A 26,850-nucleotide genomic window follows, 5' to 3' on the forward strand; every position below is an offset into this window, starting at 1 on the left:
TCTACTCAAACTTGTTGCGTGGCAAAGACGTTCTTGGGAATGGTCAACGGGAGGTCGACGGCGCTCAGCAGGCCGGGCGCGGCGTTGACGACATAGGGCACTGCGTTGACGACGCGCATCGCGGTGGCCACCATCGCGCCGGCACCCGACGTCATCGAGCCGATACCGGCTCGACGGGGGTCACGTAGGGTTGCCGCCAAAGTGCAGTCGATGTCGGGATCGCCGGTGATCATGACGCGGTAGGACAGGTCGCCGATACCGGTCGGCCAGTCCGGGGCAACGCTGTGCGCGAGCCGGGTCACGTGCTCGACGATGATTGCCTCGCGCCCGTCAACGACGCCGATGGCTTTCATGCGGATTGCACCACACGTTCCCGCCTCGACGGTACCCATCGCGACTTCAAGGGTTTCGTTGGTGACGGTGCGGTCGAAATCCTCACGGACCTCTTGGACTTCGACCCCGAAGGCGTCGCCGATCAATCGGAGTTGACCCGCCCACTCGCCGGCGATCGCGCCGGGGAACGAGATCCAGGGCTGGTAGTCCAGCGGCTGGCCGAAGCCCAGTCCGTTGATCATGATGTCGGGCACGCCGTAGTCGTCGTACAGCCCGATCTCATAGGAGTGGATCTTCTCGATCGACGACGATTGCGTGGACAGCACGAGCGGCAGGTAGTCGGCGGCGAAGCCGGGTTCGATCCCGGAGGCGTACAGCGACACCTGCCCTTGTTTGGCCGCGGCGACGAGTTGTTCGCGCCACTCGGCAGGTTCGTAGGCGTGCGGGTTGACCAGTCGAGTGGTGCTGGTGGTGACGACGTTGATCCCGGATTCCAGCAGTTTCACGTAGTCCGGAATCGCTAGCGCGTCGCGTTCGGGTCCGCTGGCTGCGTAGACCACGCAGTCCGGCTTGAGGGCGATCAGCGCGTCGGCGTCGTTGGTGGCGGTGACACCGATGGGATCGCCGTTGGCCAGCTCGCCGGCATCCTTGCCGACCTTGTCGTCGGAGTGCACCCACACCCCGACCAGCTCGAGTTCGGGACGGTTGGTGATGGTGCGGATGGCGATCGACCCGATCCCGCCCGTGGCCCATACCACGACGCGATACTTACCTGCGGTCATAGTTTCCTCCTGAGTTGGCTCATGCGACTTTGACGGGCAGCCGGGCCCAGCCCCGTACGCTGGAAGTCCTTGCCCTGCTGGCATTCTGGTAATCGACGTCCCAGTCGGTCCAGCGTTTGAACACCTCTTCGAAGGCGACCCGCGCTTCCAGCCGCGCCAGCGACGAACCGAGGCAGAAATGCAGACCCTGGCCGAAGCTCAGATGCCCTCCGGTGCGGTGGATGTCGTAGCGATCCGGGTCGTCAAAGTGCGTCTCGTCGCGGTTGGCCGACGCGTTGAGCAAGAGCATGTACGAGCCCTCGGTGACGGTCTGGCCGTAGAGCTCGGTGTCCTGAGCGACGTAACGCCCCTGCACCGGTGACGGCGGCTCGTAGCGCAACGTCTCCTCGACCGCCGACGGAATCAGCGACGGGTCAGCTACTAATTCCCTTCTCTGATCCGGGTTTTCACCGAGCAACTCACCCATGAAGCCGATCAATCGCGCGGTGGTCTCACCGCCCGCGCCCGCGATCATCGCCGTGTAGGCGATGACCTCGCCCCGGTCGAGTGGGCGCATCGTCCCGTCTGGTTCTTCGACCTGCGCATTGAGCAGTTCTGTCATCAAGTCGTCCGACGGATGGCTTGCTCTCCACTCGATGTAGTCGGCGAACTGGCCGATCGACTCTTCCAGGGTCGTCGCGCTCAGCAGGCTGCCCCCGGATTCGACCGTGATGCTCTTGTCGTTTCGCTCGCGGATCTGCTGCTGACCCTCCTCGGGGATGCCCAGCAGGTAACCGATCGTCCGCATCGGCATGATCGCGCCGAGATCGCCGACGAAGTCGAATCCATCCGAGCCACGCAGCGGATCCAGTGCGCGCGAGCACAAGTCGCGGACCATGCCCTCGACCGCGAGCATGCGGCGCGGAGTGAACACCCGGGATAGCAGGCGACGATGCAGATCGTGCAGGGGCGGGTCTTCCCACAGCAGAATGCCGGGCGGAATATCGATGCCGCTGAACAAGACATCGGCGGTGGTGCCGTGTCCGGACCGGTATGTCTGCCAATCGTGCAACGCCGGTCCGACATCGTCATAGCGGCTGAGCGCGTAGAAGTTGTACTTGTCGTTGAAATACAGCGGCGCCTCGGCGCGCATCCGCTTCCACACCGGATAGGGGTCGTCGTCGATGGCGTGATCGAACGGGTCGTAGTACAGCTCAGTCGTCGAATTGCTCAAGATCTGCCTTCTGCTAGCGGGGCTGATTGGGCGTGCCCGGAAAGAGCTGTTCGGTGGGTCCTGCCGTCACCCAGCCGCCCAGCTTCGTGATCAGATGCGGCGCGAACACCGAGCCGTAGACCACGTGCCCGACGACGATCACGGCGACGATCGACAACACCGCCGACTGGAGATGGTTTTTCGCCTTGCTGTCGGCCCACATCTCGATGACGTTGCGGCCCTCGGAATCGGTGCGGCCCAATAGATAGGTGAAGACCATCATCTCGATGCCCATGGCCAGCGAGTCATACAGCGGGTACTGGTGTTTGGTGCCCTCGAAGATCGCGAGTCCGGGGATCACGTAGCCGTAGTAAAAGTTGCCGAAGTGAGCGCCGGTGATGGCGTTGAAGACGAACGCCCAGCAGAAGCCGACGGCGAGGCCGACCGTGAGCAGAGTGATCGGCCTGCGCCAGTTGAATTTTGCGCTCAGCCAGCGCCCCAGACCAGCGGCGGTCAGCGCGGGCAGTACGAAGTAGGAGATGTAGCCGATCGGCACCGACGACGGCAGCCCGCCCCACGTCACGTTCAGCGGCCACCATGACGGCATTCGCGGCAGAGCGGGCGGGAACTGCGCATACATCGCCCAGTCATACGGGGATTCGATCCACGAGAACGACAGCGCCGAGATGCACAACAGCAACAGCGGGTGCAGGCGGCGGCGGCGGAAGCTGAGGTAGACACCAATGAGGAAGAACGCGATACCGGAGATGTACGCGAAGTACATCTGTCCTTCCAGCAATGGCGTCATCTTGTCGCTCACGGGCGGCGCTCGATGCTGGAAGCGCGTCGCGCTTCCGGGTCGAAACGCAGGACCAAGCCGAATACCAGAGCTATCAAGCCGAACAACGTGCCTAGCATGATCACAGCACCCACGCCCAACACCTCTCCAGTGAGGAATGCATCCCTTTAGATAGTGACGACTATCCTATGAACAGTCAACCATCAGGTCCACGTCGAGGAGTGATTACCCGTGCCTCAGCGTTCTGTTGCCGGTAAGCCGGCTGAGGCCGCGGCCCCGGTGCTACGTCGGCCGCGGGGTGAACCACGCAAGCTTCTGCTCGCCGCGGCCCGCGACCTGTTCGCCCGTCAGGACTACCGCAGCACTACCACCCGCGAAATCGCCGAGGCCGCAGGCGTTACCGAACACCTGCTGTTCCGCAACTTCGGCTCGAAGGCAGGGTTGTTTCGCGAAGCCCTGGTCTTGCCGTTCACCGAATTCGTCGATGATTTCGGCCGCACGTGGGAGTCGGTCGTCCACGAGGACGCCGACGAACAAGAGTTGACCCGGCGCTTCGTCGGCGAGCTTTACGACCTCTTCGTCGAACACCAGGGCCTGCTGTTGACGCTCATGGCTGCCCAGGCACTCAGCGAAGGAGAACTCGCCGAGACGGGCATCGCCGACATCAGGCGAGCCCTCAACGTGCTCAGTCAGATCGGCGCAGAAGGCATGCGCATCCGCGGCTTGCGCAGCAACAACCCCGACCTGCCCGCCCATTCGACCGTCGCCATGATCGCCGGCATGGCGGCGTTGCGCTCCACCTACTTCGGAAACGAGCCACCGCCGAAACAAGCGATCGTCGACGAACTCGTCCAAGCGATCCTGCATGGCTTCCTGCACCGGCAGGATTGAGGGGCAAATACGCTGCGGCAGCAATGCTTACGTGTCGGCGCGGGTCCAGAAGGCGTGACCCTCCTGCGCGATGCAGATCAGGAACAGGCCGTCGGGCGCCTGCGCAACGTAATTCAAGAACTTCCCGCAGTCGGCGTTTTCGTCCTTGATGCCCGCCATCGGCGGTGAGCGGAACCATCGCGGCTGGTATCGCCTAGGCGAGCCGCAAAACATCAGCCGTCCGGGTTGGGTGGCGGGCACATAACCGCCCGAGACACCGAATGCGTAGTAGGTGGTGTTGTCGCACGGCGCGCCCAACACCATGTTCGGAGCGATGCCTGGAGTGCAGGCCGGGTAGTCGCAGACCGTCGGCCCTGCGGCAGCCGTCGGCGGCATCAGCGCGCCAACTCCGATCAGCGCAGCCACCATCACCACGATGAGACGCACCAAAATAGTTTTGCATGGGCGATAAGAAAATTCTCTTCTTCGGAGAAGATCACATGCAGGTGGTAGCGCGGGGATATTGCGCGCCACCACACCCGGTCCGGCCAGCGACTTTGGGGTGATAACGTGATTCTCCGTGTGTAGCCCGGAACGAGCCGTGAGTAGCGGTGCGCTCGCGACGGCGATTGCCCAGGACCAGTGACGGACTCCGACGCCGACTCACCCACCACCGAAGCTCCAGATGCGCTCGCGGAAGCGGAAGCAGAGCTCGTTCGTGCCGAGGAGCGCGCCGAGGCCGCACGAGCACGCGCGGCCGAATTGCGCCGAGAGGCCGACGCCGGTTCAAGCGAACAGACCGACGACGCTGACATTGTCGAAGCCAAGCCGGCTCGCCGGCGATCAAGGCTTCGGTGGCCGCGGCGGCTCCGTCGTCCTACCGGGAAAGCGGTGGGCGTCGGCTCCGCGATCGTACTGCTCTGCGCCGCACTGACGGCCAGCGGTTACATCGTCTGGCAGCACCGCACGCTCGTGCAGCGGCGCCAGCACGCGGAAGAGTTCGTCGCCGCGGCCCGGGAGGGAATTGAAACAATGATGTCGATTGATCCCGCGCACGCTACGGAGAACGTCCAGCGCAGCATCGACGAAACAACAGGAGCGCTCAAGAGCCAGCTGGAAGCGACGTCGAGCTACATGGCCAAAAATGCTCAGGATGCGCAGGTCACCACCAAGGCCACCGTGCAAGATGCAGCGGTCGAGTCGATGACAGATGATTCGGCAGTGGTCCTGGTGGTCGCGAAGTCCGACACCATCAACCCCGACAAGTCGGCGCGGCCGCCGGTCTTCTGGCGACTCAGTGTCAATATCGATCGGGATGGGGATCGGCTCAAGATGTCGAAACTTGATTTCGTCCAATGAATTCCGAGCCAGAGTCGCCGCTCGACGATGCGGAGATCGCCGACGAGGATCCAGACTCGCAGAACGTCCGCAGCGACGCTCCTTCTGTCGACGAGCCACGTCCCGACAGAGCGGCTGCGGTCGACCTGGTGGCGTCTCGCCTTCTCGCGCACTGGGCTTCAATACTTTTGACGACATCGGTCATCGCGGCGGTGGGACTGGCTGCGTGCCTATTCGTTCTTCAGTACCGTCCGGATCGACAGCTCGATGACGCCGCGGCCCAGCGGGCGATCCAAGCTGCCTCCGAAGGCGCCGTCGCGGCGCTGTCCTACTCGAGCGAGAACATGGATCGTGACTTCGCCAGGGCGAGGTCACATCTCACCGGGGACTTTCTCGCCTACTACGACAAATTCACCAAAGAGTTCGTCATTCCGACGGTGCAGCAAAAGCACCTCGGGCAGACCGCCGCGGTGGTGAGAGCGGCCGTGTCCGAACTGGAGCAGAACTCCGCCGTCGTGCTGGTCTTCCTCAACGAAACCACAACAGGCAAGGACAAGCCGCAACCGTTGATAACCCCGAGCGCCGTGCGAATAACGCTCACGAAGGTCGGCGGCTCGTGGTTGATCTCGAAATTGGATCCGGTGACATAAGCTCCGCGTCTTCTCATTCGAACCCATATCAGGTCGAACGTGCCGGTGTTATTCTCATCAGGCGAGAACGCCGCTACCGGTGCCGTCACCGGCTCCGACACAGTTGGATTGAGCGCGTCGAGGAGCAGACGATGCGACCACTTGGGACCGTCGCCACAGCAATGCTGTTGGCTACCAGTGCAGTTGGCTTTGTAGGTCCGGCGTTCACGGCTCGGGCGTACACGAAGGAAGACGTCGCTCTCAACGGCACGTACCGCGTCACGTCGATCGGCAACTGGGCCAAGTACAACGAGCAGTACAACGGCGAGCCGACGACGGTGCAAACCTGGACGCTGAGCTCCACGTGCATGACCTACATGGAATGCGACGGCACGGTGAAAAGCGACGAGGGCTGGAGCGCCCGGTTATACATGCTTGACGGGACCTCGTGGTACGCCAGACGTGAAGTGCCGAACTGGGAGCGGTGTGAAGACGGCACCGCGTTCACCGGAAAGCAGACTTTCTCTTTCTATCCCGTTGATCCCGACGGCAGCGGTTTCATAAAACTCGGGTCGCCGGTAATGGCCGGCCGGAACAAGACGGTCGGCCCGAGCGGCGCCTGCGGGCAGAACCAGTGGCTGAGCATCGATATGCCGATTCGAATAGACAAGATCGGCTGACCGGCAGTCGATCGATCAGCCGTTCGTTTATGTCGGAAGCAGGTCTTGCCACTTCTTGGGCGCCGCCGACGCTGCCAGGTCCGACTGCTCGTAAAACTTCCCGTCCGCAGTGAGGTAGCGACCGGTACGCGGGTCGTACGTGGCGACCGCGACCGACGGGACGGGCTTAGTTGTCTTGCCGCCGAACGAACTTGGGGCCGCCTGCGGCCGGCCTCCGTCGATCACTGCCGGTGGCCTCGGGGGCGCAGGCGGCCGGTGCAGGGCGGCCGGCGGCGGTACGTCGAGTGGCGCTATCGGCGGAAAGTCCGCCGCCTGCGTCGACATGTTGGCCGCCGACGGCACCGGTGGTACGGCCGCGCCCAGCGTGCCCGGCGGTGGAGTCGCTCCCCGCGGACCGGCGGGTGTTCCCCGTGGGATAGCCCCCAGCGGCAGCGGTGTTCCCTCGATCGGGCCGAAGATTCGTTTGTCCGCGGTGACCCGGTCGTCGGGTGGTATGCCCTGGGCAAGCAAGTTGGGATCCAGCGGAGACGGGCCGAGCACGTGCTGGCGCATTGCCAACGGCATGTACGGCTTGTCGCTGTTGCAGATTTCGACGGTGGGCGCGCGCTTTCCGGGATGCCCCATGCACGGATAGTTGCGGGCGCCGCGAACCGCAAGCGGTGAGTCCTGCGGAAGTTTGCAGTACAACCCATCCGGGGTGTCGATATCGCTCGTGTCGGCCGGGGATCGCCATTGGCTTTGCGGTAAGAAGCCGACAGTGCAAATCGGCGGATCGTCAACGGTGAGCGCGAAGTCGCCCCGGGACTGACCGTCGGGCCAGTTCGTACTGCCCGCCGTCTGCTCGTAGGCAACCGCCGCCGGCAGCAGCACTAGCAGCTGCTCAATCGAGGGGTGGTAGGTGATGCCGATCTGCCCGATCGTGGTCAGGTTGGCAAGTAACAGCGGCAACGTCGGCTTGATCTGCTGGAAGAGCCGCGAGGCCTCGTCCAGCGCCCCGGGACCGTTTTGCAACACCGTGCGCACTTGGGAGTCATCGTTGGCCAGCACATCCGAAATCCCGGCAAGGCTACGCGCCCACAGCCGGATCGAGTCGGTCGTCTGCGCCTGCGCGTTGAGCAGCGGCTGTGCGTCTTCGGTGAGGGCGCGCGTGCGCTCGACAATGCTATTGGAGTCGGCGGAGATTCGCGACGCCGAATCGGTCAGTGACCCTAAATCGTATCCGGCCCCGTTGAAGGCCTGGAAGGACTCGTCGAGCAGTTGACCGATCTTGTTTTTGGGAAGGCTCTTGACCAGGGCGCTCACTTGATCGAGCATCGGTCCGACCGCTTGCGGAATCGTGGTGTCGTGCATGGCAATAACTGAGCCGTTGTGCAGATACGGCCCTGAATCGGTGCGTGGCCGCAAGTCCACGAATTGCTCGCCCACCGCGGACACGCTCAGCACATCGGCTTGCAGGTTCGCCGGGATCTTGGGCGAAGTGCCCAGCGACAGCGTCGCTTTGGCGCCCTTCGCGGTAAGCGATACGGCAGTGACCTTGCCGACCTGCACTCCGCGGTAGGTCACGTTGGAGAACCGATAAAGACCACCGGTCGCCGGCAGCTCGAGGGTGACAGTCATCCGACCGATACCGAGCAGGGTCGGCGCCTGTACGTAGAACAGGGCCATCGCGACCACGCCGATGATCCCGATGATCGTGAAGATCAGTAGCTGAATCCGGACGAAGCGCGTCAGCATCTACCTGCCCCCCTCCGACGGCGGAATCCCTTGCGGCGGTGCAGCATTCGGCGCAGCTGGCCCCGGAGGCGATGCAGCGGCGGGTCCCGGCAGGGGAGCGCTGAACTGAAGATTCGGCTGAGGCCCCGGCGCTGGTGGGCCAGGTGGCGGCGGCGCCTGTGGGCCGGCCGGCGGTATCCCGGCCGGTGGCGCCGGCGCGCCGGGTGGCGGCGGACCAGGCCGCGGCCCGAAGCCCCCGTGCAACGGATCACGTGTGTACTGCAGGTAGGGCGGGTCCCCGGGCGCGGGTATCTGCTGTTCCCCGAGTTGTCCCCAGTGCGTCCCGAGGAACAGGCCTTGCTTGAGCCGTGGAATCGAAAGATCCAGTATGACGTGCAGGTTGAAGTAGTCGCCTCGAATGGCGCGGTCGACGAAGTTCTGCGTGAACGGGAACACCGTCAATGCCGCGAGCGCAGTATCAAGGTCGGGTCCGACGTCGGCGAGCCCCTTGACGGTCGGCTCCAGATTCTTCAGATTTCTGACCAGGTCGGCCTGAGTGTCGTTGATCAGCCCGGTAGCGGTGTTGCTGAATTTGCGCAGGGCGTCCAGAGCGGCCGTGAGGCGTGGCCGCTCCTTGATCAGCACATCGAGCGCGGGCGGGACCTGACGCAGCGCCTGGGTGATGACGTCGCGCTGTGCCGCGAAGGTGCCGCCAAGCTGATCCAGTGCCTGGATGGACGCGACGATGTTGTCGCGCTGTTGGTCGAGTGTCCCCACGAACGTGTCGAAGCGATTGATCAAATCGCGAACGGCGCCCCCACGTCCGGCCAGTGCGGCGCTGAAATTGTGGATGATCTCGCCGATCTGGCTCAGTCCACCACCGTTGATGATCAGCGACAGCGACGACAGAGTTTGCTCGGTCGAGGGATAGGTCGACGATCGACTCAGCGGGATGGTGGCGCCCGGCCGCAGCCGGCCCACACCGGGCTGCCCTAGCGGCGGATTGAGCTCCAAGTGCATGGAGCCCAACAGGCTGGTCTGACCGATGCTGGCTTCCACGTTGGCAGGGATGGCGAGATCGTGCTTGACCGAGATCTGGACGTCTGCGTGCCAGTCTTTCACCGTCATCGGGCCCACGCTGCCAACCACGACGTCGTCGATCATCACCGGCGAATTCGACTCCATCGTAATGACATTCGCCAGTTCAACGTGATAGGTATCGGCATCTGGTCCGCGGCCCACCGCGCCGGGCAACGGCAGCGAGTTCAGGCCGTGGAAGGCACAACCGGTGCCGGTCAGCATCACGCAACATCCGATGGCGAGCAGTCGCCGCACCGCGATCCGGGCGGTCACGGTTGCGGGCCTTCGGCTGGAAGCAGCATTCCCGGTACGCTCGGCGCCGGCGGCGGGGCCTCCGGTCTCGACGGCGGTGGCGGCAGCGGCATCGCCGCCCCCGGTATCCGGGGCAGTGGCACCGACGGTGCCGGGCCGGGTACAGCCGAGTCACCGTTCAGTCCGGTGTACGCAGACACGGCCGGCGGGGTTTCCGGCGGTCCAGGCTTCGGGCCCGCGCCGCCGGGTGCGAGCCGCGCTTCGCTGTATTCGACGTTGGCCGGGTCGACCGACTTCTGAATGAATGGATCGATCGGGATTGGCAGGCTGTTGAAGTTCAGCACCCGCAAACCGGGCCCGAGGAACAGCGAGCACAGCTTGCCCGATTCGGTTGACGTGACGTTCCCGATCGCTTGGACTTGTCCGCACCCAGGAATCGGCAGCGGAAGGAGCAGACCGGACTGCACGGGATTGGCGAAATCCGCGATCCCGAATCCACCCACGATGGTTCCGGTATCGGCGTTGTAGTCGTTGAAGAAGTTGCTGAGCGCGGTCGGCGCGCCGTGCAGAATGTTCTCCAGACCCATGTGCTGATCGACGAGAGGCTGGATGGCCTTACCCAATCGGTCAATCTGCTCACTGGCCTCATCGCGGGTCCCGGCGATGAAACGCTGCACCTCGCCGACCGCCGACGACAGGTCGGTCAGCGCCGCGTCCAGCTCGGATTTGTTGTCGTTGACCACGCTGGTGAGCGTGGCCAGTCGGTTGTTGAACTGCACCATCTGAATGTTGCTGTCGCGCAGCGCGGTGACGAAGATCTGCAAATTCTTGATGATGTCGACGATGTTGCCGCTGCCGTTCGAGATGGTCCGCGCCACTCCGGACAGCTGAGCCAGCGTCTGGCGCAACTTCTCGCCGTTACCACCCTCTAGCGCGTTGGCGGCGCTGTCGATGAACCGCGATATCGACGGTGTCGACACCTTGGCGTTCGGGCCCAAATCCGTTGCCAACCGCATCAATTGGGATTTGACCTCGTCCCACTCCACCGGAACGGCCGTGCGCTCGACCGGTATCACCGCACCGTCAGCCATGACCGGGCCGCTGGTCCGGTAGGAGGGAGTGAGCTCAACGTACCGGGCGGCCACCAGGTTCTGGGTGACGATAACCGCTTTCGCGTCAGCCGGAATAGGCACGTCGCGGTCGACGTGCAAGGTCATCTTCGCCTTCGTACCCTGGGGCTCAATGGATTTGATGGTGCCGACTTTGACACCCGAAACCCGCACCTGGTCACCGGGATAAATCGCGGTGGCCGACGTGAAGTAGGCGGTGATGGTGTTCGGGCCGAAAAAGATCTGTCGCACCGCGAAGGCCGCACCGGCAACGAGAAGCCCCGCCAGGACTACGGCGGCGATGGACGTGAGCCTGTTGCGCGGAAGTCGGGAGATCCTCGAGGTCACCGACATCATTGCCCTCCCCCGATCCGGCCGCCATACGTACAGCCAGGGCACAGCGGAGCGCCGTTATACAGCTGCGGGACGAGCGACCGCGGTACCGGCGACGGGAATCCCGGACCGCGCCCAGTATCGAAGGTGCGGAATCCCCAGAGGTAATCCATGAAGGGCTGGAAGATTTGCGGGACAAGGAAGTTCGGGACGAACGCCGAGTAGGCATACATACTGGAGATGGCCTCACCCACGGTGATCTCGAATTTTGCGAGGCCGGGTATTGCTTTCTCGAAGTTGTCGCGGTTCTTTTCCAGCACCGCAGTCACCGAATTAAGCTTTTGCAGTGCCGGCGCCAACTTACTTTCGTTGTCATGCACCAATCCGGAAAGCTGCTTGGAAACCATCGACGTAGCCGCAAGCAGTTGAACGATCTCGTTCCGCCGCCCCGCCAAGACCTGCAGCAGATCGTCGGAGTTCAGAATGAGCTTGTTGACCTGTTGACTGCGTTCGGACAGGATCCCGGTGACAGCGCTGGCACTCTTGAACAGGTCGGCCAGGCTCGTGTTGCGGTTGTTGAGGCTCTGCGACAACCGGCTGACTGCGTCAAAGGTAGGTCCCAATTGTGGGGCGATTTGGTTGAGAGTTGCCGACAACGTGTCCAGTGACTGGTTCAGGGTCGCGGTGTTTGTCTGGTCGGCGTACGCCGTGAAGTCACTGACCGCCTGCGTCAGCGAATAGGGCGAGGAGGTCCGGGATATCGGGATGACATCCAGCGGATGCATTGTTCCGCCGCCGGCCGACTCCAGGGTCAGCACACGTTCGCCCAGCAGAGTGCCGGTGCGAATGTGCGCGCTGGTGTCCTTGCCGAGCGGAACGTTGCCTTTCATCGTGAACGTGACGAGAGCATCGCCGTTGTGCAACGACACATCCGACACCGTGCCAACTTTGATTCCCGACACAGTTACCGCGTTGCCGGTGGCAAGCCCGCCGGCTTCGGAGAACATCGCCTGGTAGCGGACGTTGGTCGCCAGCGCCACAATCCGATCGGGCGACAGGCCCACCAGGATGAGCATCCCGATCAGGACGGCGCCGATGAATCCAGCTTTGATCAGCCCGGTTCCGCGGTATTTCAGCATCAGTGTCTCCCCGGTTCCGGTTCCGGTTCCTCGCACCGCTGCTCATGGGATGTGAACCAGGGAGCAATCACGGTCTTGCCTGACAGATCCGTGCCACGGATCGTGATTTGGCAGAGGAAGTACGGGATGGTCGCGCCGAACACGCCGAGCCGGACCAGCTTGCGAAAGTTCCTGGGCGCCTTCTGAAGTGCGGCATCGAGGCGGTCCTTGTCGCTATCGAGGTTCGGGGCCAGCCGCCTGAGCTGTTCTACGGTGCCGGACAGCGGTGGCCTTGCTTTGCCCAATAGGTCTGCCAACGTGAGGGTGCCGTTGCTCAGCGCGTCGATGGCGGGACCGAAGGTGTCGCGGTCGTTCGCCAGTCCCGTCACCAGCTTCTCGAGACGATCGATTGCCCCGGAGAATTGGCCGCCGTCCTTGTTCAGGGTGGCCGCCACGGTGTTCAGGTTGTCGATCAGATGCTCGATGGTTTGGTCGTTGTCGGCCAGCGTATTCGTGAACGACGTCGACTTGTTGAACAGCGACTGCAGGGTGCCGCCCTCACCCTGGAACACTTCCAACAGCGCTGACGAGAGCGCATTGACATCTCGCGGATTCAGGCCGTGAATAAGCGGTTTCAGTCCTCCGAGCAGCAGATCGAGGTCAAGCGCGGGCGCGGTATGACTGACGTTGATCTGCCCGCCGGCCGGCAGCCGCCGAGTCGACCCCGGGCCATCGACCAATTCGAGGTACCGGTCACCGACCAGGTTGAGGTAACGAACCGCCGCCTTGGTGCCGTCGGTCAGCACGACGGACCGGTCCGCGTCGAACTTCACCACCACCTTTTTGTCCGGCTGCAGGGCAACACCGTTGACGGTGCCCACCCGGACGCCGGCGACCCGCACCGAGTCGCCGGCCTTCAGACGTGACGCATCGTTGAAGCGCGCCGAATAGCCGGTGACTGCACCGGTGCGGTACTGGCCGAAGGTGAAGAACAAAAACAAGGTCAGCACCGACATCACGACGGCAAAGACACCGAACTTGACCAGCGTCGGGCCCAGTGAGCCCCTCATCCTTGTTGTCCAACCTGAGCGGGATTGCGCGGTGGGCCGTCAATCGGGCCATACAAGAGCTGTTTGAGGCCATCGAAGTTGAGCAGCAACTGCGGATTCCCGTACACCACCGGGTTGGAGCCGGTATCTGCGATGAGAACCTTCGCCTTGCTGTTGAAGGGAATCCTGGGAAGGTTCATGCAGTGGGGGCCGCCTGTCGCCGCAACCTTGGGCAAGTTCTGCGGATACCGATAGCGTTCGGCACCGAACGTGAGACTGGCTGAGATCGCGATGCTCGGTTCCGGCAACGGCGGCGTCTTCGACAACTCCGCGTCACCGGCGAAAGTGCACGTCAGCGCCGGGGCGTATTCGTTGAGGAGATCGGTAGTCGGCGCCAGTAGGTGGAAAACGTCCGTCAGCCCCTTCCGGTTGGCGCCCAGGACGTCGTTGCCGACGTTGGCCAAACCGATCGCGCTGATCAGGAATGCGTCAAGGTTGCGTTGCTCGTCGACGATCGACTTGCTGATCTTCACCGAGTTCTCAAGGGTCTTCACCAGATCCGCCGACGCATCGCCGTAGGCCCTGAATGTCGGTGCTGACATTGCGATGTCGTGGCTCAGCGCGGGAAGGGACGGATCGAACTTCGCCAGGAACGAGTCGAGGTCGCTGAAGGCCTGACCGATCTTTTCGCCCCGCCCGCTGAGTGCCTGCGAGATAGCACCGAGGGTCTCGTTGAGCTTCGCGGGGTCGAGTGTGCCCAGCACCGATGTCAGCTGTTTGAACACCGTGTTGACCTCAACGGTGACGTGTTGACTGTCGAGTATCTGACCGGCATGCAGGGGCTGCGCTGATGGTTCCGCCGGCGGGACCAGCTCGACGAACTTGGCGCCGAACACCGTTGGCGCGGTGAGGTCGACGAGCACATTGGCCGGAATCAGGTGCATCTCAGAGGGATACATCGCCAAGTGCAGGACGGCTTGACCGTCGGGCCGCGACTCAATCGAGGCAACCTTGCCCACCTGAACCCCGTGCATCTTCACTTTCGCGTCCGGGTTCATCACCAGGCCGGCCCGTGGAGACAGCACGGTCACCGGCAGGGTTTCGGTGAAGCTGCCCCGGAATAAGCCCACAGCGACGGCAACGATCGCGGCGACAACCGCGACGGACACCAGTCCCGTGAGTACGCGAATCCCGTTGTGGGGCATGGAATGTGTTTCCTATCCCGAGAGGTTGAAGTTTCCGTTTGAGCCGTAGATCGACAGCGAAACCAGCAGCGTTACCGATACCACGACGATGAGGGAGGTGCGTACCGCATTGCCGGTTGCCACCCCGACGCCCTCCGGCCCGCCTGACGCGAAAAACCCGTAGTAGGTATGCAGGAGAAGGACGGCGAGGGCCATCAGCACCGCCTGCAGGAACGACCACAACAAGTCGATCGGGTTAAGGAAGGTGTTGAAATAGTGGTTGTACAGGCCACCCGACTGGCCGAACAACACCACGGTCGTGAATTGGCTTGCGAGGAAAGACAATATGACGGCAATGCTATAAAGCGGGGTTATCGCCAGCATGCCGGCCACGATCCTGGTGCTGACGAGGTACGAGATCGGCCGAATCGCCATCGCTTCCAACGCGTCGATTTCTTCACTGATCCGCATGGCGCCCAACTGCGCTGTCACACCGGCACCGAACGTCGCGGCCAAACCGATTCCGGCGACCACCGGTGCCGCGATACGGACGTTGATGAACGCCGCCAAGAATCCGGTAAGTGCCTCGATGCCGATATTACCCAGCGAGCTGTAGCCCTGGACCGCGAGCGTGCCACCGGCGGCCAGCGTCAGGAAGCCGACAATCACAACGGTTCCGCCGATCATTGCCAATGTTCCCGCACCCATGCTGATTTCGGCAATCAGACGGATGATCTCTCGCCCGTAGCGAGTGACGGCGAAGGGTATGCCGGCCAATGCCTTTCCGTAGAACACGGTGTGGTCGCCAACCGAGGCGAGAGTGCCGACAGGCCTGCGCCATTGACCGAACACGCGGAATGCCCGCGGATAGGTCATCCTGAGCGAACGCACTAACGTCACGGCATGTCCCCCACCATCACTTTGTCGTGAATCGGATGCCGATCGCCGTAACGACCACATTGACAACGAAGAGCGCCATGAACGCGTACACCACGGTTTCGTTGACCGCGTTGCCCACCGCCTTGGCGCCGCCGGATACGGTCAGCCCCCGGTAGCACGCCACCAGGCCGGCGATGACGCCGAACAGTGCCGCCTTGACGCAGGAGATGATCACCTCGGGCACCCCGGTCAGCAGGGTGATCCCCGCGGCGAACGCGCCGGGGTTGACGTCCTGGACGAACACCGAGAACACGTAGCCGCCAACGATTCCGATGATGACGACCAGACTGTTGAGCAATAGCGCGACCAACCCGGCAGCAAGCATCCGGGGCGTCACCAGACGCTGGACCGGGTTGATGCCCAGCACCTCCATCGCATCGATCTCTTCACGGATCGTTCGTGAGCCGAGGTCTGCACACATCGCCGTCGCGCCGGCACCGGCCACGATCAACACCGTCACCAGCGGGCCGACCTGGGTGACTGCGCCGAAAGCCGCACCGGCGCCGCTGAGGTCCGCGGCGCCCAATTCCCGCAACAGAATGTTGAGGATGAAGCTGATCAAGACGGTGAACGGAATGGCTACCAAGAACGTCGGAGCCAACGCCACGCGTGCGATAAACCAGGACTGCTCCAAGAACTCGCGTGCTTGAAACGGTCTGCGGAACGCGAACTTGATCGCGTCGGCACTCATCGCGAACAGACCGCCGACGGCCTGCATTGCGCCAGAGAGACCGTTCGGCAAGCTGATACCCGTGGACCAGCGCTCCGCTCCCTTAATCGCCATCGGTGCCCACCGTCCCTCCGTATCGCTCGCGTGATATCGCGCTCTCGAGCAGGGCGGGCCGGACAATTCCCACTTCGTTAAGCGTCCGGCGATTATGACCCATGCCGAGAGCGGCGGGAGTGAAAATTGACAACAGAGGGACCTCCGAATTAAGTGACGGCACCGATAGTTTTGAGCTCGATGATGCGGTCCCAGTCCAACCCGAGCTCCACCAAGATCTCGTCGGTCTGCTCGGCGAACCCCGGGGCAGGCCCCGACACCGGTGCGGCGACGTCGAACTGCACCGGGTTGGCGACCAGCTCGAGTTCACCGGCCTGCACTACATATTCATTCGCGCGCACCTGAGCGTCGTTGGCCGATTGCAAGGTGTCCTGCACCGGCGCCCACGGTCCGGCGAGCGTGGCGAAGCGTTCGCTCCATTCCGCGAGGCTGCGGGTGGCGATGGCCTTGCTGAGGATCTGCACGGCCTCGGCGGTGTTGGCGGCGATGTTCTCGCTCGTGTCGAAGCGCGGGTCGTCGGCCAGCTCGGGCTGGTCGATGTGCCTGCACACGTCAGCCCAGAACTTGCCGGCCTGCATCATCACAAAAGAGATGTAGCGACCGTCCGACGTCGCATACAGGCCCACCAGCGGGTTGATCGGCGAACCGTGCACGCCCGGCGGGAATGCCTCCATCCGCTGATGGAGGTGCGTGGTCAGCGCCACCGTGTGTCCCAGCGACCACAGGCCGCTGCCCAGCAGCGAGACGTCGACGACCGACGGTTCGCCGGTGCGCTCGCGCTTGAGCAGCGCCGCCGCGATGCCACCGGCGAGGTTGGTCCCGGAGATGGTGTCGCCGTACGCCGGTCCGGGCGGACCGACCATGCCCTCGGTTCCGGGCGGGGTGATGGTGGCGGCGGTTCCGGCTCGGCACCAGAACGCGGTCATGTCGTAGCCGCCTTTTTCCGACTCGGCGCCGCGCGGACCCAGCGCGCTGCCCCTGGCGTAGATGATCTTCGGGTTGACCGCGCGGATGTCGTCGACGTCGATGCCGAACTTCTTCCGATGCCCCGGCAGGAAGCTGGTCAGGAAAACATCCGATCGGCGGGCAAGCTCGTAGAGGACCTCTTTGCCCTCGGGCACCGACATGTCCAGCCCGACGCTGCGCTTGCGCCGGTTGGCGTGCTCGATGTTCGGGTTGGGATCACCCTCGACGCGCAGCAACCCCGTCTGCCGCAGGCCGCGCTGCGGATCACCGGTGACAGCATGCTCGACCTTGATGACGTCGGCGCCCCACTCGGCGAGCACCGCGCCCGCGGACGGGACGAACCCGTACATGGCGACTTCGAGGACCCGGATGCCCTCCAACGGCCCGCCCATCAGGCCGCCCCGCGAACAGCTGCATTGATCAGCAGTCGCCAATTGGCGTGCGCGGCCCCAGCTTCCGTCGGCGAGCTATCGCTCATGGTGGCTGTGGCCGTGTCGTGCGATGGCATTCCAGACTCCTCGACACGCGGGTAATTTCATTCTCATCCCGGGCGAATCTTACATTCCGCCAACGAGAATTCAACCAAACGGGAGAAACGAGACTGGCATACTCGGAACCGATATGGGTGATCATGAATTCCGCCGTCTTCGCAGGCTGAGCAGGGTTTCTGGGCCGTCTTGCGAGCGGCCGGAACGTGAGAGTAAGGTTCTCATATTCGGAAGGGAGATTCTTTGTGCTTGAGGCGGTCTTCGACCGGGTGACCACATGAGGACGGCCGTTGTCACGGGGGGCGGTTCGGGAATCGGCCTGGCCGTCGCGGAGCGACTCCGCAAAGACGGATTACAGGTCGCAACCCTGGACCGCACGCCGTCCGACGCCCTGTCCGCGTTCACCGCCGACGTGACCGATCGCACGCAGATCGACGCCGCGCTGGCCGGCATCCGCGAACAACTCGGTCCGGTCACCGTTCTCGTCAACGCGGCCGGGCTCGATGGGTTCAAGCGTTTCGCGCACATCGAGTTCGCGGAATGGCAGCGGCTGATCGACGTCAACCTCAACGGGGTCTTCCACATGATCCAGGCCGTATTGCCCGACATGCTCGATGCGGGCTGGGGACGCATCGTCAACATCTCCTCCTCGAGCACTCACTCCGGCGCACCCTTCATGTCGCACTATGTCGCCGCCAAGTCGGCCGTCAACGGGCTGACCAAGTCACTGGCGCTGGAGTACGGGCCGAACGGCATCACCGTCAACGCCGTTCCCCCGGGCTTCATCGACACTCCGATGCTGCGCAGCGCCGAGAAGCGCGGCAACCTCGGCGACATCGAAAAGACCATTGCGGCAACACCGGTGCGGCGGATGGGCAAGCCCGAAGACATCGCGGCGGCGTGCGCGTTCCTGGTGTCCGAGGAAGCCGGATACATCACCGGTCAGATCTTGGGTGTGAACGGCGGCCGAAACACCTAGCCGCCGCACGGATTTGGCTGCGGAATCTTCAGAGGAGCGAGGAAGACTAGTGAAAGTTCGGGTTGATCCAGAGCGTTGCCAGGGGCACACGCTGTGCTCGATGATCGCGCCGGATTCGTTCGTGCTCGACGACATCGAAGGTCACGCATCAGCAGTCTCCGAAGACGTCCCGCATGACCAGGAAGACGTCGTGCGGGAGGCCGCGCACTCCTGCCCCGAGCAAGCCATCTTGATCACGGAGGGCCCATCGTGAGCGTCGACGACGACATCGCAGGCGACAGCGATCGCAAGAAGAACCGGTATCACTTCGACCGGCACACGCCCGAGTACCGCATCCAGTTCGAAAAGATCACCGAAGAGATCCACGAGAAGTGTCCGGTCGCGTGGTCCGACACTTACGACGGTCACTGGGTGGCGGGCGGCAGCAACGCAGTGTTCGAACTCGCCCGATGCCCAGTCGTCTCAAACGATCACGACATCAACGGCGAACGCCGCGGCTATCAAGGCATTTCGATCCCCAAGGCCAAGCGCGCCAGCGGGGTGCGGGGCGGCATCTTGGAGATGGACGAACCCGAGCACCGCATCTATCGCACCGTGCTCAACCCCTACCTGTCACCGGCCGCGGTCAAACGATGGGCTCCCTTCATCGACGAGGTCACGCGCGCGTGCCTCGACGAGAAGATCGAGAGCGGCCACATCGACTTCGTCGACGACCTCGCCAACATCGTGCCCGCCGTGCTGACGCTGGCGATGCTGGGCATCCCGTTGAAGAACTGGTCGATGTACAGCGAACCGGTGCACGCATCGGTGTACACGCCCGAGCATTCCCCCGACATCGACAAGATCGTCGCCATGCATCGGCAAATGGGTCTGGATCTGCTGAACAACATGATCGAGATCCGGGAGAACCCTCGACCGGGAATCGTCAACGGGCTCCTACAGTTACGCATCGACGGCGAGCCCGCGCCCGACTTGGAGATCATGGGCAACCTCGGGCTGGTGATCGGCGGCGGCTTCGATACCACCACCGCGTTGACCGCGCACTCGATGGAGTGGCTCTCCCAGCACCCCGACGAGCGCGCCCGGCTCAGCCGCGAGCGCGACACCCTGCTCGACTCCGCCACCGAGGAATTCCTGCGCTACTACACCCCCGCACCGGGCGACGGGCGCACCTTCTCCGACGACGTGGAAATCGAAGGAACGCAGTTCAAAGAGGGCGAGCGGCTGTGGATCTCGTGGGCCATGGCCAACCGCGACCCGTCGGTGTTCAGCGATCCGAACAAGATAGTCCTCGACCGTAAAGGTAACCGGCACTTCAGCTTCGGCCTCGGCGTCCATCGCTGCATCGGATCCAACGTGGCGCGTACCGTGTTCAAATCAATGCTGACCGCGGTGCTCGACCGGATGCCGGACTACCAGTGCGATCCCGAAGGCACCGTGCACTACGAGACGATCGGCGTCATCCAGGGCATGCGGCATCTGCCCGCGACCTTCACCCCGGGTAAGCGCCTCGGCGCCGGGCTGGACGAGACGCTGGAGAAGTTGCAGCGGATTTGCGACGACCAGCAGCTGGCGCTGCCGATCACCGAACGCAAGGAATCCGCCGTCATCGACTGAACGCTTCACTACGTCGGCACTTAACTTGGCAATACCACGCAAGGCCGCGACCAGACGGCTTATATTCAGCCGACCCAGGTCTTCCAGGAGACGAACGGAGGGGCAGGACGTGAAATCGTTGACGCTGAGCGTTCCGTTGATGACCGCGGCGCTGACGCTGGCTCCGGTGGCACACGCCGGGATGCCGTACGGCAACTACGAAGTGCAGTCACCACGCGACCCGGGCCATTCGTGGTTGTGGGATATCCGGCCGTGCGAGCCAGGACACCCCGCTGACTGCGTCCAGATGCAGGCCCAGCCCAGGCCGAATGGCCAAGCGACACCGTGGTACGCCGTTGCACATCTGGCGAACGGCCGCTACACGACGACTGTCGACGTGCCCGACGGTGTGCGCTGCACGGTCTACTTCCTGCCGTCGCACGACACGTATACGTGGGATGCGGTGACGCTGAGCGGTTCGGTGGATTCCACATTTGACGCCGGCTGTGGTGGCGCGCCGGGCGGAACCGCCAGCTGGCCGTTAAGTCTCGTTCGGTTCTGAAGTCGGCGCTCACTAGCGGGCGGGCAGCCCCAGCACTCGTTGGGCGATGATGTTGCGCTGGATCTCGGAGGTTCCGCCGGCGATGGTGCCGGAGAAGCTGCGTGCGTAGCGTTCGAACCAACTGCCGAAGTAGTGGTCAAGGTTCATCGGCTCGTAGGGCCCGGTCAGGACGGGATGCAGCAGACCGTCGGAACCCGCTGCGGACAAGGCGTTTTCGCAGGCTTGCCGTTCGGCTTCGGAACCGAGCAGTTTGAGCACCGACAGCGCGGGCACGTCCTCTTCGCCACGAGCGGCGCGGGCCAGCGCCACCGATCCGAGCAACCGAAGCGCCTGTCGATCCATGATCGCCGTGGCGTAGTGATCGCGCTCGAGGTCATCCTTCGGTTCGAAGTCCGAGATGACGTTGTCGAGACGGTCGGCGAAGCCGAGCCACATCATCGTGCGTTCGTGTCCGAGTGACCCGTTGGCCACCCCCCAACCCTGATTGAGTGGCCCGACCAGGTTCTCCGCGGGCACCTTCACGTCCTCGAAGAACACCTCGTTGAAGTCCAGGTTGTCCTGACCGCAGATGTCCGGGAACGGTCGTCGCGTCACGCCGGGGGTATTGGTGGGGATCACCAGTGCGCTGATTCCCTTGTGTTTCGGGGCATCCGGGTCGGTGCGCACGAACGTCAGCAGGACGTCCGCGTCGTGGGCGCCGGATGTCCACACCTTTTGCCCGTTGACCACGAAGTGGTCGCCGTCGAGGACTGCCTTGGTCCGCAACGAGGCCAGGTCGGAACCGGCGCTCGGCTCGCTCATGCCCAGCGACGCGGTGATCTCGGCCCGCAGGATGGGCACCGCCCAGCGCTTCTTCTGCTCATCGCTGCCGAACGAAATCAGCGACGCCGCAATAATATTCACGCCCTGCGGATTGAAGCTGTGGTAGATCCGGCGCTTACACAGCTCTTCCAGGTACACGTATTGCTGGAGGACAGAGGCGTTCCGGCCGCCGAACTCAGGCGGTTGGGTGGGCAGCAGCCAGCCGTTGTCGAAGAGCAGTCGTTGCCAGCGCCGGGCCCACTGCGGCATGTGCGACACCGACTTCGGCCGCTCGATGGCTTCGGCAGCGGCGGCAGGGACATGCTTGTCGAGGAAGGCGACGAACTCGTCGCGAAATGACTCGACGTCTGGATCAAAGGTTAGCTGCACGGTATTCCTCGGTGACCTTTGCTCGATGTTCAGCGGTGCCGCCGAGCATCAACTCGCCGGCTTTGGCGCGCTTGAGCGCAAATTGCAGATCGTTCTCCCAGGTGAAGCCCATCGCACCGAACAGTTGCAGACCGTGCCGGAATACCAGGGCCTGGCATTCGCCCGCAGCGGCTTTGGCCATCGTGGCGGCCAACCGCCTGCGGGAGTCGTCGGCGGCGATCGTCAGCGCGGCGTAGTAGCTCAGCGCCCGCGCCCGCTCGATCGCGACGTGCATGTCGGCGGCTTTGTGCTGGACCGCCTGGAACGATCCGATCGGCACACCGAACTGGTGGCGACTGCGGACGTGGTCGAGCACCAGGTCCAGAATGCGTTGGCACGCTCCGACCATCGTCATCGCCATACCCATCAGCGCGATGTGCTGCGCCCGCTCGGTGTCAACGGCGACCCGGGCGGTGTCGGGCAGGCGCAACCCGTCGACGCTCAGATCCGCGACGTGCAGAATCGGGTCGAAGACCGAACTTCGCCGCCGGGAGACCTGCCCGCCGGCTTCATCGACGTCGACGACGAAGACGGCGGCGTCGGTCACGATGGCGAGTCGCTCGGCGCGGTCGCCGTCGAGAACATGGCGGGCGGTGCCGTCCAGCACCCAGCCGTCGCCGTCGCGGTGGGCCGTCACCCCGTTGTAGACCGCGGCGCCGGATACCCGCGAATCGAAGCGGTCCCCCGCCAACGGCGCAAACTGGCTCATCGTCGCCAAGTACGGAGTGGGATCGGTGGCGCGGCCCAATTCCTCCAGGACGATCGCCAACTCGACAGCGTTCTCGGGATCGTTCATCTCGGTCCAGCCGTGCTCGACGTAGGCCTTCCACACCGGGGTCGGGTCGACGCCGTCCTCGGCGATACCCCTGACCAGCGCCGGAGGGCATTGCTTGCCGACGGCGTCGCGCACGGTTTCCTGCCAGAGCCGTTGATCCTCGTCGAATTCCAACAGCATCCCGGCCAGCTCCTTAGAACAGTTAACTTGGGAGTGAGAATACTATTCTCTTAATAGCACAGTGACAATCTCGCAGGAAATGGTCCGGCCGCAGGGCACGCGTGCGCGAGGAGTAGGCGATCACGATGGACATTGGCTTTATCGGCTTGGGCCACATGGGTTTTCCGATCGCGCGACGTCTGGTCGCCGCGGGACACCGGGTGGCCGCCTTCGACACCCGCGCCGAGGCCCTCGACCGCCTCGCCGCACTGGGCGCCAATCCGGCGTCGTCGCCGAAGGAGGTTGCCGACGCCGCCGACACCGTGCTGGCAAGCCTGCCCTCCCCGGCGGCGGCGCTCGACGTGGCCGCCGGCGTGGCCGAGGGTGACCGGGTCGCCCGCTACGTCGACCTGTCGACGGTCGGCACGCACACCGCGGTGCGCATCCACGGCCTGCTCGCCGAACACGACATCGCAGCGATCGACTGCCCGGTCAGCGGCGGCGTCGGCGGAGCCGAAGCCGGGACCCTGGCCTTGATGGTCTCGGGACCCCGTCCGGAATTCGACGTCCTACGGCCGGTGCTCGAGACGATCGGCCGACCGATGCACGTCGGGGAGCAGCCCGGTTCGGCGCAGACGATGAAGCTGGCCAACAACATCCTGGCCGCCACGGTGCTGGTCGCGACATCGGAAGTCGTCGTGATGGGCGTCAAGTCCGGCCTCGACCCGGAAGTCATGATCGACGTCCTCAACGCGAGCTCGGGTGCGACGAGTGCCAGTCGCGACAAGTTCCCCCGGGCGATCCTGCCCCGCACGTTCGACTACGGGTTTGCCACCGGGTTGATGGTCAAGGACGTCCGGCTCTACCTCGACGAGGCCAAAGCCCTCGGCGTGCCCGTCGAGATCGCCGAAGCCGTGCGGCGGCTCTGGGAAGCGACGCTCGCCGAGGAGGGCGCCGACTCCGATTTCACGTCGGCGATCAAGCCGATGGAGCGGGCGGCCGGCATCACTGTCGGCGCCCGTAGAAAGCGAGAATGATATTATCGCCAGCGAAGAACAACGCTTACGGCGGCTACCGGCAATATTGACATCTATCAGGCCTTATGATTAATCGAAATGCTTACCGGAAACCCATTGAGTAACGCCCTAGGCAAATGTTAGTTTAGCTATCGTATTGGGTCAGAAGGCCCGACACAGACGTCGGAGCCGCGAAGGGTGGTTTAGGTGATCGAGCACCCGGACGGGACGCGCACACCGCTGATCGACGCCAGCGTGCACATCTTCTTCTCGTCCAACAAGGAATTGCGCTCGGTTCTGCGCGAGCCGTTCAAGAGCCGGGGCTTCCCCGACTACGAGATGGACTGGTACGGGGCGCCGGGCGGCGAATACGCGCCCAACACCGAGGGACCCGATCGCCAGTACCCGGGCTCTGACCCCGACATCGTCGGCAACGAACTGTTTTCGAAGCGCGGGGTGGATGTGGCCGTCCTGCATCCGATGGCGCGCGGCATCATGCCGGACCGGCATCTGGGCTCCGCGCTGCACGCCGCGCACAACGAGATGATGGTGTCGAAGTGGCTGGAGCACAGCCAGTTCGGCGACCGGTTCCGCGGCACGATTCGAGTGAACCCCGACGACATCGCCGGCGCGCTGAAGGAGATCGAAAAGTGGCGCGGCCACCCTCGGGTGGTGCAAATCGGTATCCCGCTGCAGTCCCGCGAGGTCTACGGCAAACCGCAGTTCTGGCCGCTCTGGGAAGCGGCGGCCGATGCGTGCCTACCCGTCGCGGCGCACATCGAGGTCGGCTCGGGCATCGCCAATCCACCGACGCCGAACGGCAACACCCGCACCTACGAGCACTACGTCAGCTTCATGGCGCTGAACTACGTGTACCACCAGATGAACATGATCGCCGAGGGAGTCTTCGAGCGCTTTCCCGGCCTGAAATTCGTCTGGGGCGACGGCGCCGCCGATTTCATCACGCCGTTCATCTGGCGGATGGACACCTTCGGCCGGCCGCACCTCGAGCAGACTCCATGGGCGCCGCGGATTCCCAGCGACTACCTGCCCGGGCACGTGTACTTCGTCCAGGGCAGCCTCGACGGACCCGGCGACACCGATTTCGCCGGCGAATGGTTCGGATTCACCGGCAAGGACGACATGGTGATGTTCGGCTCTAGCTACCCGCACTGGCAGTGCGGTGACATCAAGAAGTTGCCAAAGGCCCTTTCCACCGAGCAGCGCGACAAGGTGTGCTGGCGCAACGCCGCCGAGCTCTACGGCATAGACATCGCCGTCGGCTCAGGCGCACAGTAGAAGGAAATCAGGGAGAGCGAGGAGATCGAGATGACGCTGACCCATTCGCAGGAGCGTGTTCCGGCCGCGGAGCGCATCGCCGTGCGGTGCGTCGACTCGGATGTCCACCCGGTGCCGCGGCGCGGCGAGCTGGTCCCGTACATCCCCGAACCGTGGCGCAGCAAGTACTTTCTGAGTCGCAATGTGGGCGACCAGATCTACTACGACGCCCCCGACTACGCGCACGCCTACGCGATGCGCACCGATGCCTTCCCGCCGGACGGCGAGTTCCCCGGCAGCGACCCGGACATGGCGTTCCGCCAGCTGATCATGGAAGCGGGTTCCGACATCGGCATTCTGGAACCCGGCGCCTACCCGGCCCGGATGCCCGAGGCGCAGCACGCGATGGCCGCCGCACTGAATGAGTGGCAGGCCCACCACTGGCTCGACAGCCATAACAACTGGCACGAGCGGTGGCGCGGATCGATCTGCGCGGCGATCGAGGAGCCCGAAGAGTCGGCTCGCGAGATCGAGAAGTGGGCCGGGCACCCCTACATGGCGCAGATTCTGATCAAGGCCGAACCGAGGCCGTCATGGGGCCACCCGAAGTACGACCCGATCTGGTCCGCAGCCAGCAAGCACGACATGCCCGTGAGCTGCCACCTGTCCCGCAGCCAGTTCGACGAGCTGCCGGCCCCGCCGGTGGGATACCCCAGCTACAACCACGACTTCATGGTCACCTACTCGCTGCTGGCCGCCAACCAGGTGATGAGCCTGATCTTCGACGGTGTCTTCGACCGCTTCCCGACGTTGCGGATCGTGTTCGTCGAGCACGCGTTCACCTGGATCCTGCCGCTGATGTGGCGGATGGACGCGATCTACGAAGCGCGCAAGTCGTGGGTCGACATCAAGCGCAAGCCGTCGGAATACGTCAAGGACCACATCAAATTCACCACGCAGCCGCTGGATTACCCGGAGGACAAGACCGAGCTGACCCGCACGCTGGAGTGGATGGAGTGCGAGAAGATCCTGCTGTTCTCCTCGGACTACCCGCACTGGACCTTCGACGACCCGCGCTGGTTGGTCAAGCACCTGCCCAAGCACGCCCGGGATGCGGTGATGTACAAGAACGGCATCGCGACCTACCACCTTCCCGAGACGGTTCCCGTCCTTGAGGGTCAAGTCCGGGTGCTCTGAGTTGCCTTCCGAAAACGCAGGGCCAGAGACCAAGCGGCCCGAGCCCCGACTTGCCCAGGGTCGCGAGCACGTTGTCGCCACCGTCGGCGAAATCCCGCCGGGCAAGCACAAAATGGTCCCGATCGGGCGGCACGGGGTCGGCGTCTACAACGTCAACGGCACCTTCTACGCCATCGCGAATTACTGCCCGCACCAAGGCGGTCCGCTGTGCTCGGGGCGTCCCCGGGGACGCACCATCGTGGACGAGACCGCGCCCGGTGATGCCGTGATGGTGCGCGATATGGAATACATCTACTGCCCTTGGCACCAATGGGGTTTCGAGCTGGCGACCGGCACGACCGCGGTCAAGCCGGAATGGAGCATCCGCACCTACCCGGTGCGAGTCGTCGGCGACGACGTCGTGGTGCAAGCCTGACGTAG

General features: G+C 63.8%; 27 protein-coding genes. 12 read left to right on the forward strand and 15 right to left on the reverse strand.

What is annotated here, in order from left to right; all coding sequences use genetic code 11:
* Window positions 1-5: 5 nt before the first annotated feature.
* The 3 genes from G6N27_RS11985 to G6N27_RS11995 are packed head-to-tail and all read right to left on the reverse strand — an operon-like array spanning window position 6 to window position 3,127.
* Window positions 6-1,115 (reverse strand): NAD(P)H-dependent amine dehydrogenase family protein, encoded by a 1,110-nt coding sequence (locus G6N27_RS11985; protein ID WP_163776529.1) that lies wholly within the window; start codon window positions 1,113-1,115, stop codon window positions 6-8.
* A 19-nt stretch (window positions 1,116-1,134) separates the two neighbouring features.
* The gene (locus G6N27_RS11990) at window positions 1,135-2,328 is read right to left on the reverse strand and encodes a cytochrome P450 (protein ID WP_276045000.1); all 1,194 of its coding nucleotides are present in this window, start codon (window positions 2,326-2,328) and stop codon (window positions 1,135-1,137) included.
* 13 nt (window positions 2,329-2,341) lie between these two features.
* Complete coding sequence (locus G6N27_RS11995) at window positions 2,342-3,127, reverse strand: spirocyclase AveC family protein (RefSeq protein WP_163776530.1); 786 nt, start codon at window positions 3,125-3,127, stop codon at window positions 2,342-2,344.
* Window positions 3,128-3,337: 210 nt separating this feature from the next.
* Here G6N27_RS11995 and G6N27_RS12000 point away from each other — a divergent pair, with 210 nt between their 5' ends.
* Window positions 3,338-3,997, forward strand: a complete 660-nt coding sequence (locus G6N27_RS12000) for a TetR/AcrR family transcriptional regulator (protein WP_163776531.1) — start codon at window positions 3,338-3,340, stop codon at window positions 3,995-3,997.
* A gap of 27 nt (window positions 3,998-4,024) precedes the next feature.
* On the opposite strand, the gene G6N27_RS12005 is transcribed toward G6N27_RS12000, so the two are convergent.
* Window positions 4,025-4,405 carry a hypothetical protein gene (locus tag G6N27_RS12005; protein WP_179963395.1) on the reverse strand — a complete coding sequence of 127 codons (381 nt, stop codon included), beginning with the start codon at window positions 4,403-4,405 and terminating at the stop codon, window positions 4,025-4,027.
* 462 nt (window positions 4,406-4,867) lie between these two features.
* Here G6N27_RS12005 and G6N27_RS12010 point away from each other — a divergent pair, with 462 nt between their 5' ends.
* The 3 genes from G6N27_RS12010 to G6N27_RS12020 all read left to right on the forward strand — a co-directional run bounded on the left by G6N27_RS12010 (window position 4,868) and on the right by G6N27_RS12020 (window position 6,623).
* Window positions 4,868-5,335, forward strand: coding sequence for a hypothetical protein (locus tag G6N27_RS12010; RefSeq protein WP_232064971.1), 468 nt, complete (start codon window positions 4,868-4,870; stop codon window positions 5,333-5,335).
* Window positions 5,332-5,964 carry a hypothetical protein gene (locus G6N27_RS12015; RefSeq protein WP_232064972.1) on the forward strand — a complete coding sequence of 211 codons (633 nt, stop codon included), beginning with the start codon at window positions 5,332-5,334 and terminating at the stop codon, window positions 5,962-5,964. Before G6N27_RS12010 ends, G6N27_RS12015 begins: the two co-directional genes overlap by 4 nt.
* 131 nt (window positions 5,965-6,095) lie before the next feature.
* The gene (locus G6N27_RS12020) at window positions 6,096-6,623 is read left to right on the forward strand and encodes an Rv2253/PknI dimerization domain-containing protein (protein ID WP_163781700.1); all 528 of its coding nucleotides are present in this window, start codon (window positions 6,096-6,098) and stop codon (window positions 6,621-6,623) included.
* A gap of 27 nt (window positions 6,624-6,650) precedes the next feature.
* Here G6N27_RS12020 and G6N27_RS12025 read toward each other — a convergent pair whose 3' ends face one another.
* The 9 genes from G6N27_RS12025 to G6N27_RS12065 form a co-directional block, all read right to left on the reverse strand.
* Window positions 6,651-8,357, reverse strand: coding sequence for an MCE family protein (locus G6N27_RS12025; RefSeq protein WP_163776533.1), 1,707 nt, complete (start codon window positions 8,355-8,357; stop codon window positions 6,651-6,653).
* The gene (locus G6N27_RS12030) at window positions 8,358-9,689 is read right to left on the reverse strand and encodes an MCE family protein (RefSeq protein WP_163776534.1); all 1,332 of its coding nucleotides are present in this window, start codon (window positions 9,687-9,689) and stop codon (window positions 8,358-8,360) included.
* Window positions 9,686-11,131 (reverse strand): MCE family protein, encoded by a 1,446-nt coding sequence (locus tag G6N27_RS12035; RefSeq protein WP_179963374.1) that lies wholly within the window; start codon window positions 11,129-11,131, stop codon window positions 9,686-9,688. Before G6N27_RS12035 ends, G6N27_RS12030 begins: the two co-directional genes overlap by 4 nt.
* Window positions 11,131-12,249 (reverse strand): MCE family protein, encoded by a 1,119-nt coding sequence (locus G6N27_RS12040; protein WP_163781704.1) that lies wholly within the window; start codon window positions 12,247-12,249, stop codon window positions 11,131-11,133. Before G6N27_RS12040 ends, G6N27_RS12035 begins: the two co-directional genes overlap by 1 nt.
* The gene (locus G6N27_RS12045) at window positions 12,249-13,298 is read right to left on the reverse strand and encodes an MCE family protein (RefSeq protein WP_163776535.1); all 1,050 of its coding nucleotides are present in this window, start codon (window positions 13,296-13,298) and stop codon (window positions 12,249-12,251) included. The genes G6N27_RS12040 and G6N27_RS12045 overlap by 1 nt, the downstream gene beginning before the upstream one ends.
* A complete protein-coding gene (locus G6N27_RS12050; RefSeq protein WP_163776536.1) occupies window positions 13,295-14,482 on the reverse strand; it encodes an MCE family protein in 1,188 nt (395 codons plus the stop codon). The genes G6N27_RS12045 and G6N27_RS12050 overlap by 4 nt, the downstream gene beginning before the upstream one ends.
* 12 nt (window positions 14,483-14,494) lie before the next feature.
* The gene (locus G6N27_RS12055; protein ID WP_163781706.1) at window positions 14,495-15,337 is read right to left on the reverse strand and encodes an MlaE family ABC transporter permease; all 843 of its coding nucleotides are present in this window, start codon (window positions 15,335-15,337) and stop codon (window positions 14,495-14,497) included.
* A gap of 40 nt (window positions 15,338-15,377) precedes the next feature.
* Window positions 15,378-16,184 carry an MlaE family ABC transporter permease gene (locus G6N27_RS12060; protein WP_163776537.1) on the reverse strand — a complete coding sequence of 269 codons (807 nt, stop codon included), beginning with the start codon at window positions 16,182-16,184 and terminating at the stop codon, window positions 15,378-15,380.
* A 149-nt stretch (window positions 16,185-16,333) separates the two neighbouring features.
* Window positions 16,334-17,542, reverse strand: coding sequence for a CaiB/BaiF CoA transferase family protein (locus G6N27_RS12065; protein WP_163776538.1), 1,209 nt, complete (start codon window positions 17,540-17,542; stop codon window positions 16,334-16,336).
* A gap of 373 nt (window positions 17,543-17,915) precedes the next feature.
* Here G6N27_RS12065 and G6N27_RS12070 point away from each other — a divergent pair, with 373 nt between their 5' ends.
* The 4 genes from G6N27_RS12070 to G6N27_RS12085 all read left to right on the forward strand — a co-directional run bounded on the left by G6N27_RS12070 (window position 17,916) and on the right by G6N27_RS12085 (window position 20,775).
* The gene (locus G6N27_RS12070; protein ID WP_163776539.1) at window positions 17,916-18,617 is read left to right on the forward strand and encodes an SDR family NAD(P)-dependent oxidoreductase; all 702 of its coding nucleotides are present in this window, start codon (window positions 17,916-17,918) and stop codon (window positions 18,615-18,617) included.
* Window positions 18,618-18,666: 49 nt separating this feature from the next.
* Window positions 18,667-18,870, forward strand: a complete 204-nt coding sequence (locus tag G6N27_RS12075; protein ID WP_163776540.1) for a ferredoxin — start codon at window positions 18,667-18,669, stop codon at window positions 18,868-18,870.
* Window positions 18,867-20,234, forward strand: coding sequence for a cytochrome P450 (locus G6N27_RS12080; RefSeq protein ID WP_163776541.1), 1,368 nt, complete (start codon window positions 18,867-18,869; stop codon window positions 20,232-20,234). Before G6N27_RS12075 ends, G6N27_RS12080 begins: the two co-directional genes overlap by 4 nt.
* 139 nt (window positions 20,235-20,373) lie before the next feature.
* Window positions 20,374-20,775 (forward strand): hypothetical protein, encoded by a 402-nt coding sequence (locus G6N27_RS12085; protein WP_163781708.1) that lies wholly within the window; start codon window positions 20,374-20,376, stop codon window positions 20,773-20,775.
* Between the two features lie 12 nt (window positions 20,776-20,787).
* Here the strand turns inward: G6N27_RS12085 and G6N27_RS12090 are convergent, their stop codons facing one another.
* Both G6N27_RS12090 and G6N27_RS12095 read right to left on the reverse strand, forming a co-directional pair.
* Window positions 20,788-21,966, reverse strand: coding sequence for an acyl-CoA dehydrogenase family protein (locus G6N27_RS12090; protein WP_163776542.1), 1,179 nt, complete (start codon window positions 21,964-21,966; stop codon window positions 20,788-20,790).
* On the reverse strand, window positions 21,950-22,960 hold the full coding sequence (locus G6N27_RS12095; protein ID WP_163776543.1) for an acyl-CoA dehydrogenase family protein: 1,011 nt from the start codon (window positions 22,958-22,960) through the stop codon (window positions 21,950-21,952). The genes G6N27_RS12090 and G6N27_RS12095 overlap by 17 nt, the downstream gene beginning before the upstream one ends.
* A 125-nt stretch (window positions 22,961-23,085) precedes the next feature.
* Here G6N27_RS12095 and G6N27_RS12100 point away from each other — a divergent pair, with 125 nt between their 5' ends.
* The 4 genes from G6N27_RS12100 (at window position 23,086) to G6N27_RS12115 (ending at window position 26,845) form a co-directional block, all read left to right on the forward strand.
* Complete coding sequence (locus G6N27_RS12100) at window positions 23,086-23,976, forward strand: NAD(P)-dependent oxidoreductase (RefSeq protein ID WP_163776544.1); 891 nt, start codon at window positions 23,086-23,088, stop codon at window positions 23,974-23,976.
* Between the two features lie 186 nt (window positions 23,977-24,162).
* Window positions 24,163-25,254, forward strand: a complete 1,092-nt coding sequence (locus tag G6N27_RS12105) for an amidohydrolase family protein (protein ID WP_163776545.1) — start codon at window positions 24,163-24,165, stop codon at window positions 25,252-25,254.
* A 30-nt stretch (window positions 25,255-25,284) separates the two neighbouring features.
* Complete coding sequence (locus G6N27_RS12110; RefSeq protein WP_163776546.1) at window positions 25,285-26,430, forward strand: amidohydrolase family protein; 1,146 nt, start codon at window positions 25,285-25,287, stop codon at window positions 26,428-26,430.
* Window position 26,431: 1 nt separating this feature from the next.
* Window positions 26,432-26,845, forward strand: a complete 414-nt coding sequence (locus G6N27_RS12115; protein WP_163776547.1) for a Rieske (2Fe-2S) protein — start codon at window positions 26,432-26,434, stop codon at window positions 26,843-26,845.
* Window positions 26,846-26,850 lie beyond the last annotated feature (5 nt).

Source organism: Mycobacterium cookii (genome assembly GCF_010727945.1).
Taxonomy (GTDB): Bacteria; Actinomycetota; Actinomycetes; order Mycobacteriales; family Mycobacteriaceae; genus Mycobacterium; species Mycobacterium cookii.

Bases quoted from the DNA above. Each gene is read 5' to 3' on its own strand.
- G6N27_RS11985 (WP_163776529.1), bottom strand. From the start codon at position 1,115: ATGACCGCAGGTAAGTATCGCGTCGTGGTATGGGCCACGGGCGGGATC.
- G6N27_RS12005 (WP_179963395.1), bottom strand. From the start codon at position 4,405: ATGGTGGCTGCGCTGATCGGAGTTGGCGCGCTGATGCCGCCGACGGCT.
- G6N27_RS12015 (WP_232064972.1), top strand. From the start codon at position 5,332: ATGAATTCCGAGCCAGAGTCGCCGCTCGACGATGCGGAGATCGCCGAC.
- G6N27_RS12020 (WP_163781700.1), top strand. From the start codon at position 6,096: ATGCGACCACTTGGGACCGTCGCCACAGCAATGCTGTTGGCTACCAGT.
- G6N27_RS12025 (WP_163776533.1), bottom strand. From the start codon at position 8,357: ATGCTGACGCGCTTCGTCCGGATTCAGCTACTGATCTTCACGATCATC.
- G6N27_RS12035 (WP_179963374.1), bottom strand. From the start codon at position 11,131: ATGTCGGTGACCTCGAGGATCTCCCGACTTCCGCGCAACAGGCTCACG.
- G6N27_RS12040 (WP_163781704.1), bottom strand. From the start codon at position 12,249: ATGCTGAAATACCGCGGAACCGGGCTGATCAAAGCTGGATTCATCGGC.
- G6N27_RS12045 (WP_163776535.1), bottom strand. From the start codon at position 13,298: ATGAGGGGCTCACTGGGCCCGACGCTGGTCAAGTTCGGTGTCTTTGCC.
- G6N27_RS12050 (WP_163776536.1), bottom strand. From the start codon at position 14,482: ATGCCCCACAACGGGATTCGCGTACTCACGGGACTGGTGTCCGTCGCG.
- G6N27_RS12055 (WP_163781706.1), bottom strand. From the start codon at position 15,337: ATGACCTATCCGCGGGCATTCCGCGTGTTCGGTCAATGGCGCAGGCCT.
- G6N27_RS12060 (WP_163776537.1), bottom strand. From the start codon at position 16,184: ATGGCGATTAAGGGAGCGGAGCGCTGGTCCACGGGTATCAGCTTGCCG.
- G6N27_RS12065 (WP_163776538.1), bottom strand. From the start codon at position 17,542: ATGGGCGGGCCGTTGGAGGGCATCCGGGTCCTCGAAGTCGCCATGTAC.
- G6N27_RS12070 (WP_163776539.1), top strand. From the start codon at position 17,916: ATGAGGACGGCCGTTGTCACGGGGGGCGGTTCGGGAATCGGCCTGGCC.
- G6N27_RS12085 (WP_163781708.1), top strand. From the start codon at position 20,374: ATGACCGCGGCGCTGACGCTGGCTCCGGTGGCACACGCCGGGATGCCG.
- G6N27_RS12095 (WP_163776543.1), bottom strand. From the start codon at position 22,960: ATGCTGTTGGAATTCGACGAGGATCAACGGCTCTGGCAGGAAACCGTG.
- G6N27_RS12100 (WP_163776544.1), top strand. From the start codon at position 23,086: ATGGACATTGGCTTTATCGGCTTGGGCCACATGGGTTTTCCGATCGCG.
- G6N27_RS12110 (WP_163776546.1), top strand. From the start codon at position 25,285: ATGACGCTGACCCATTCGCAGGAGCGTGTTCCGGCCGCGGAGCGCATC.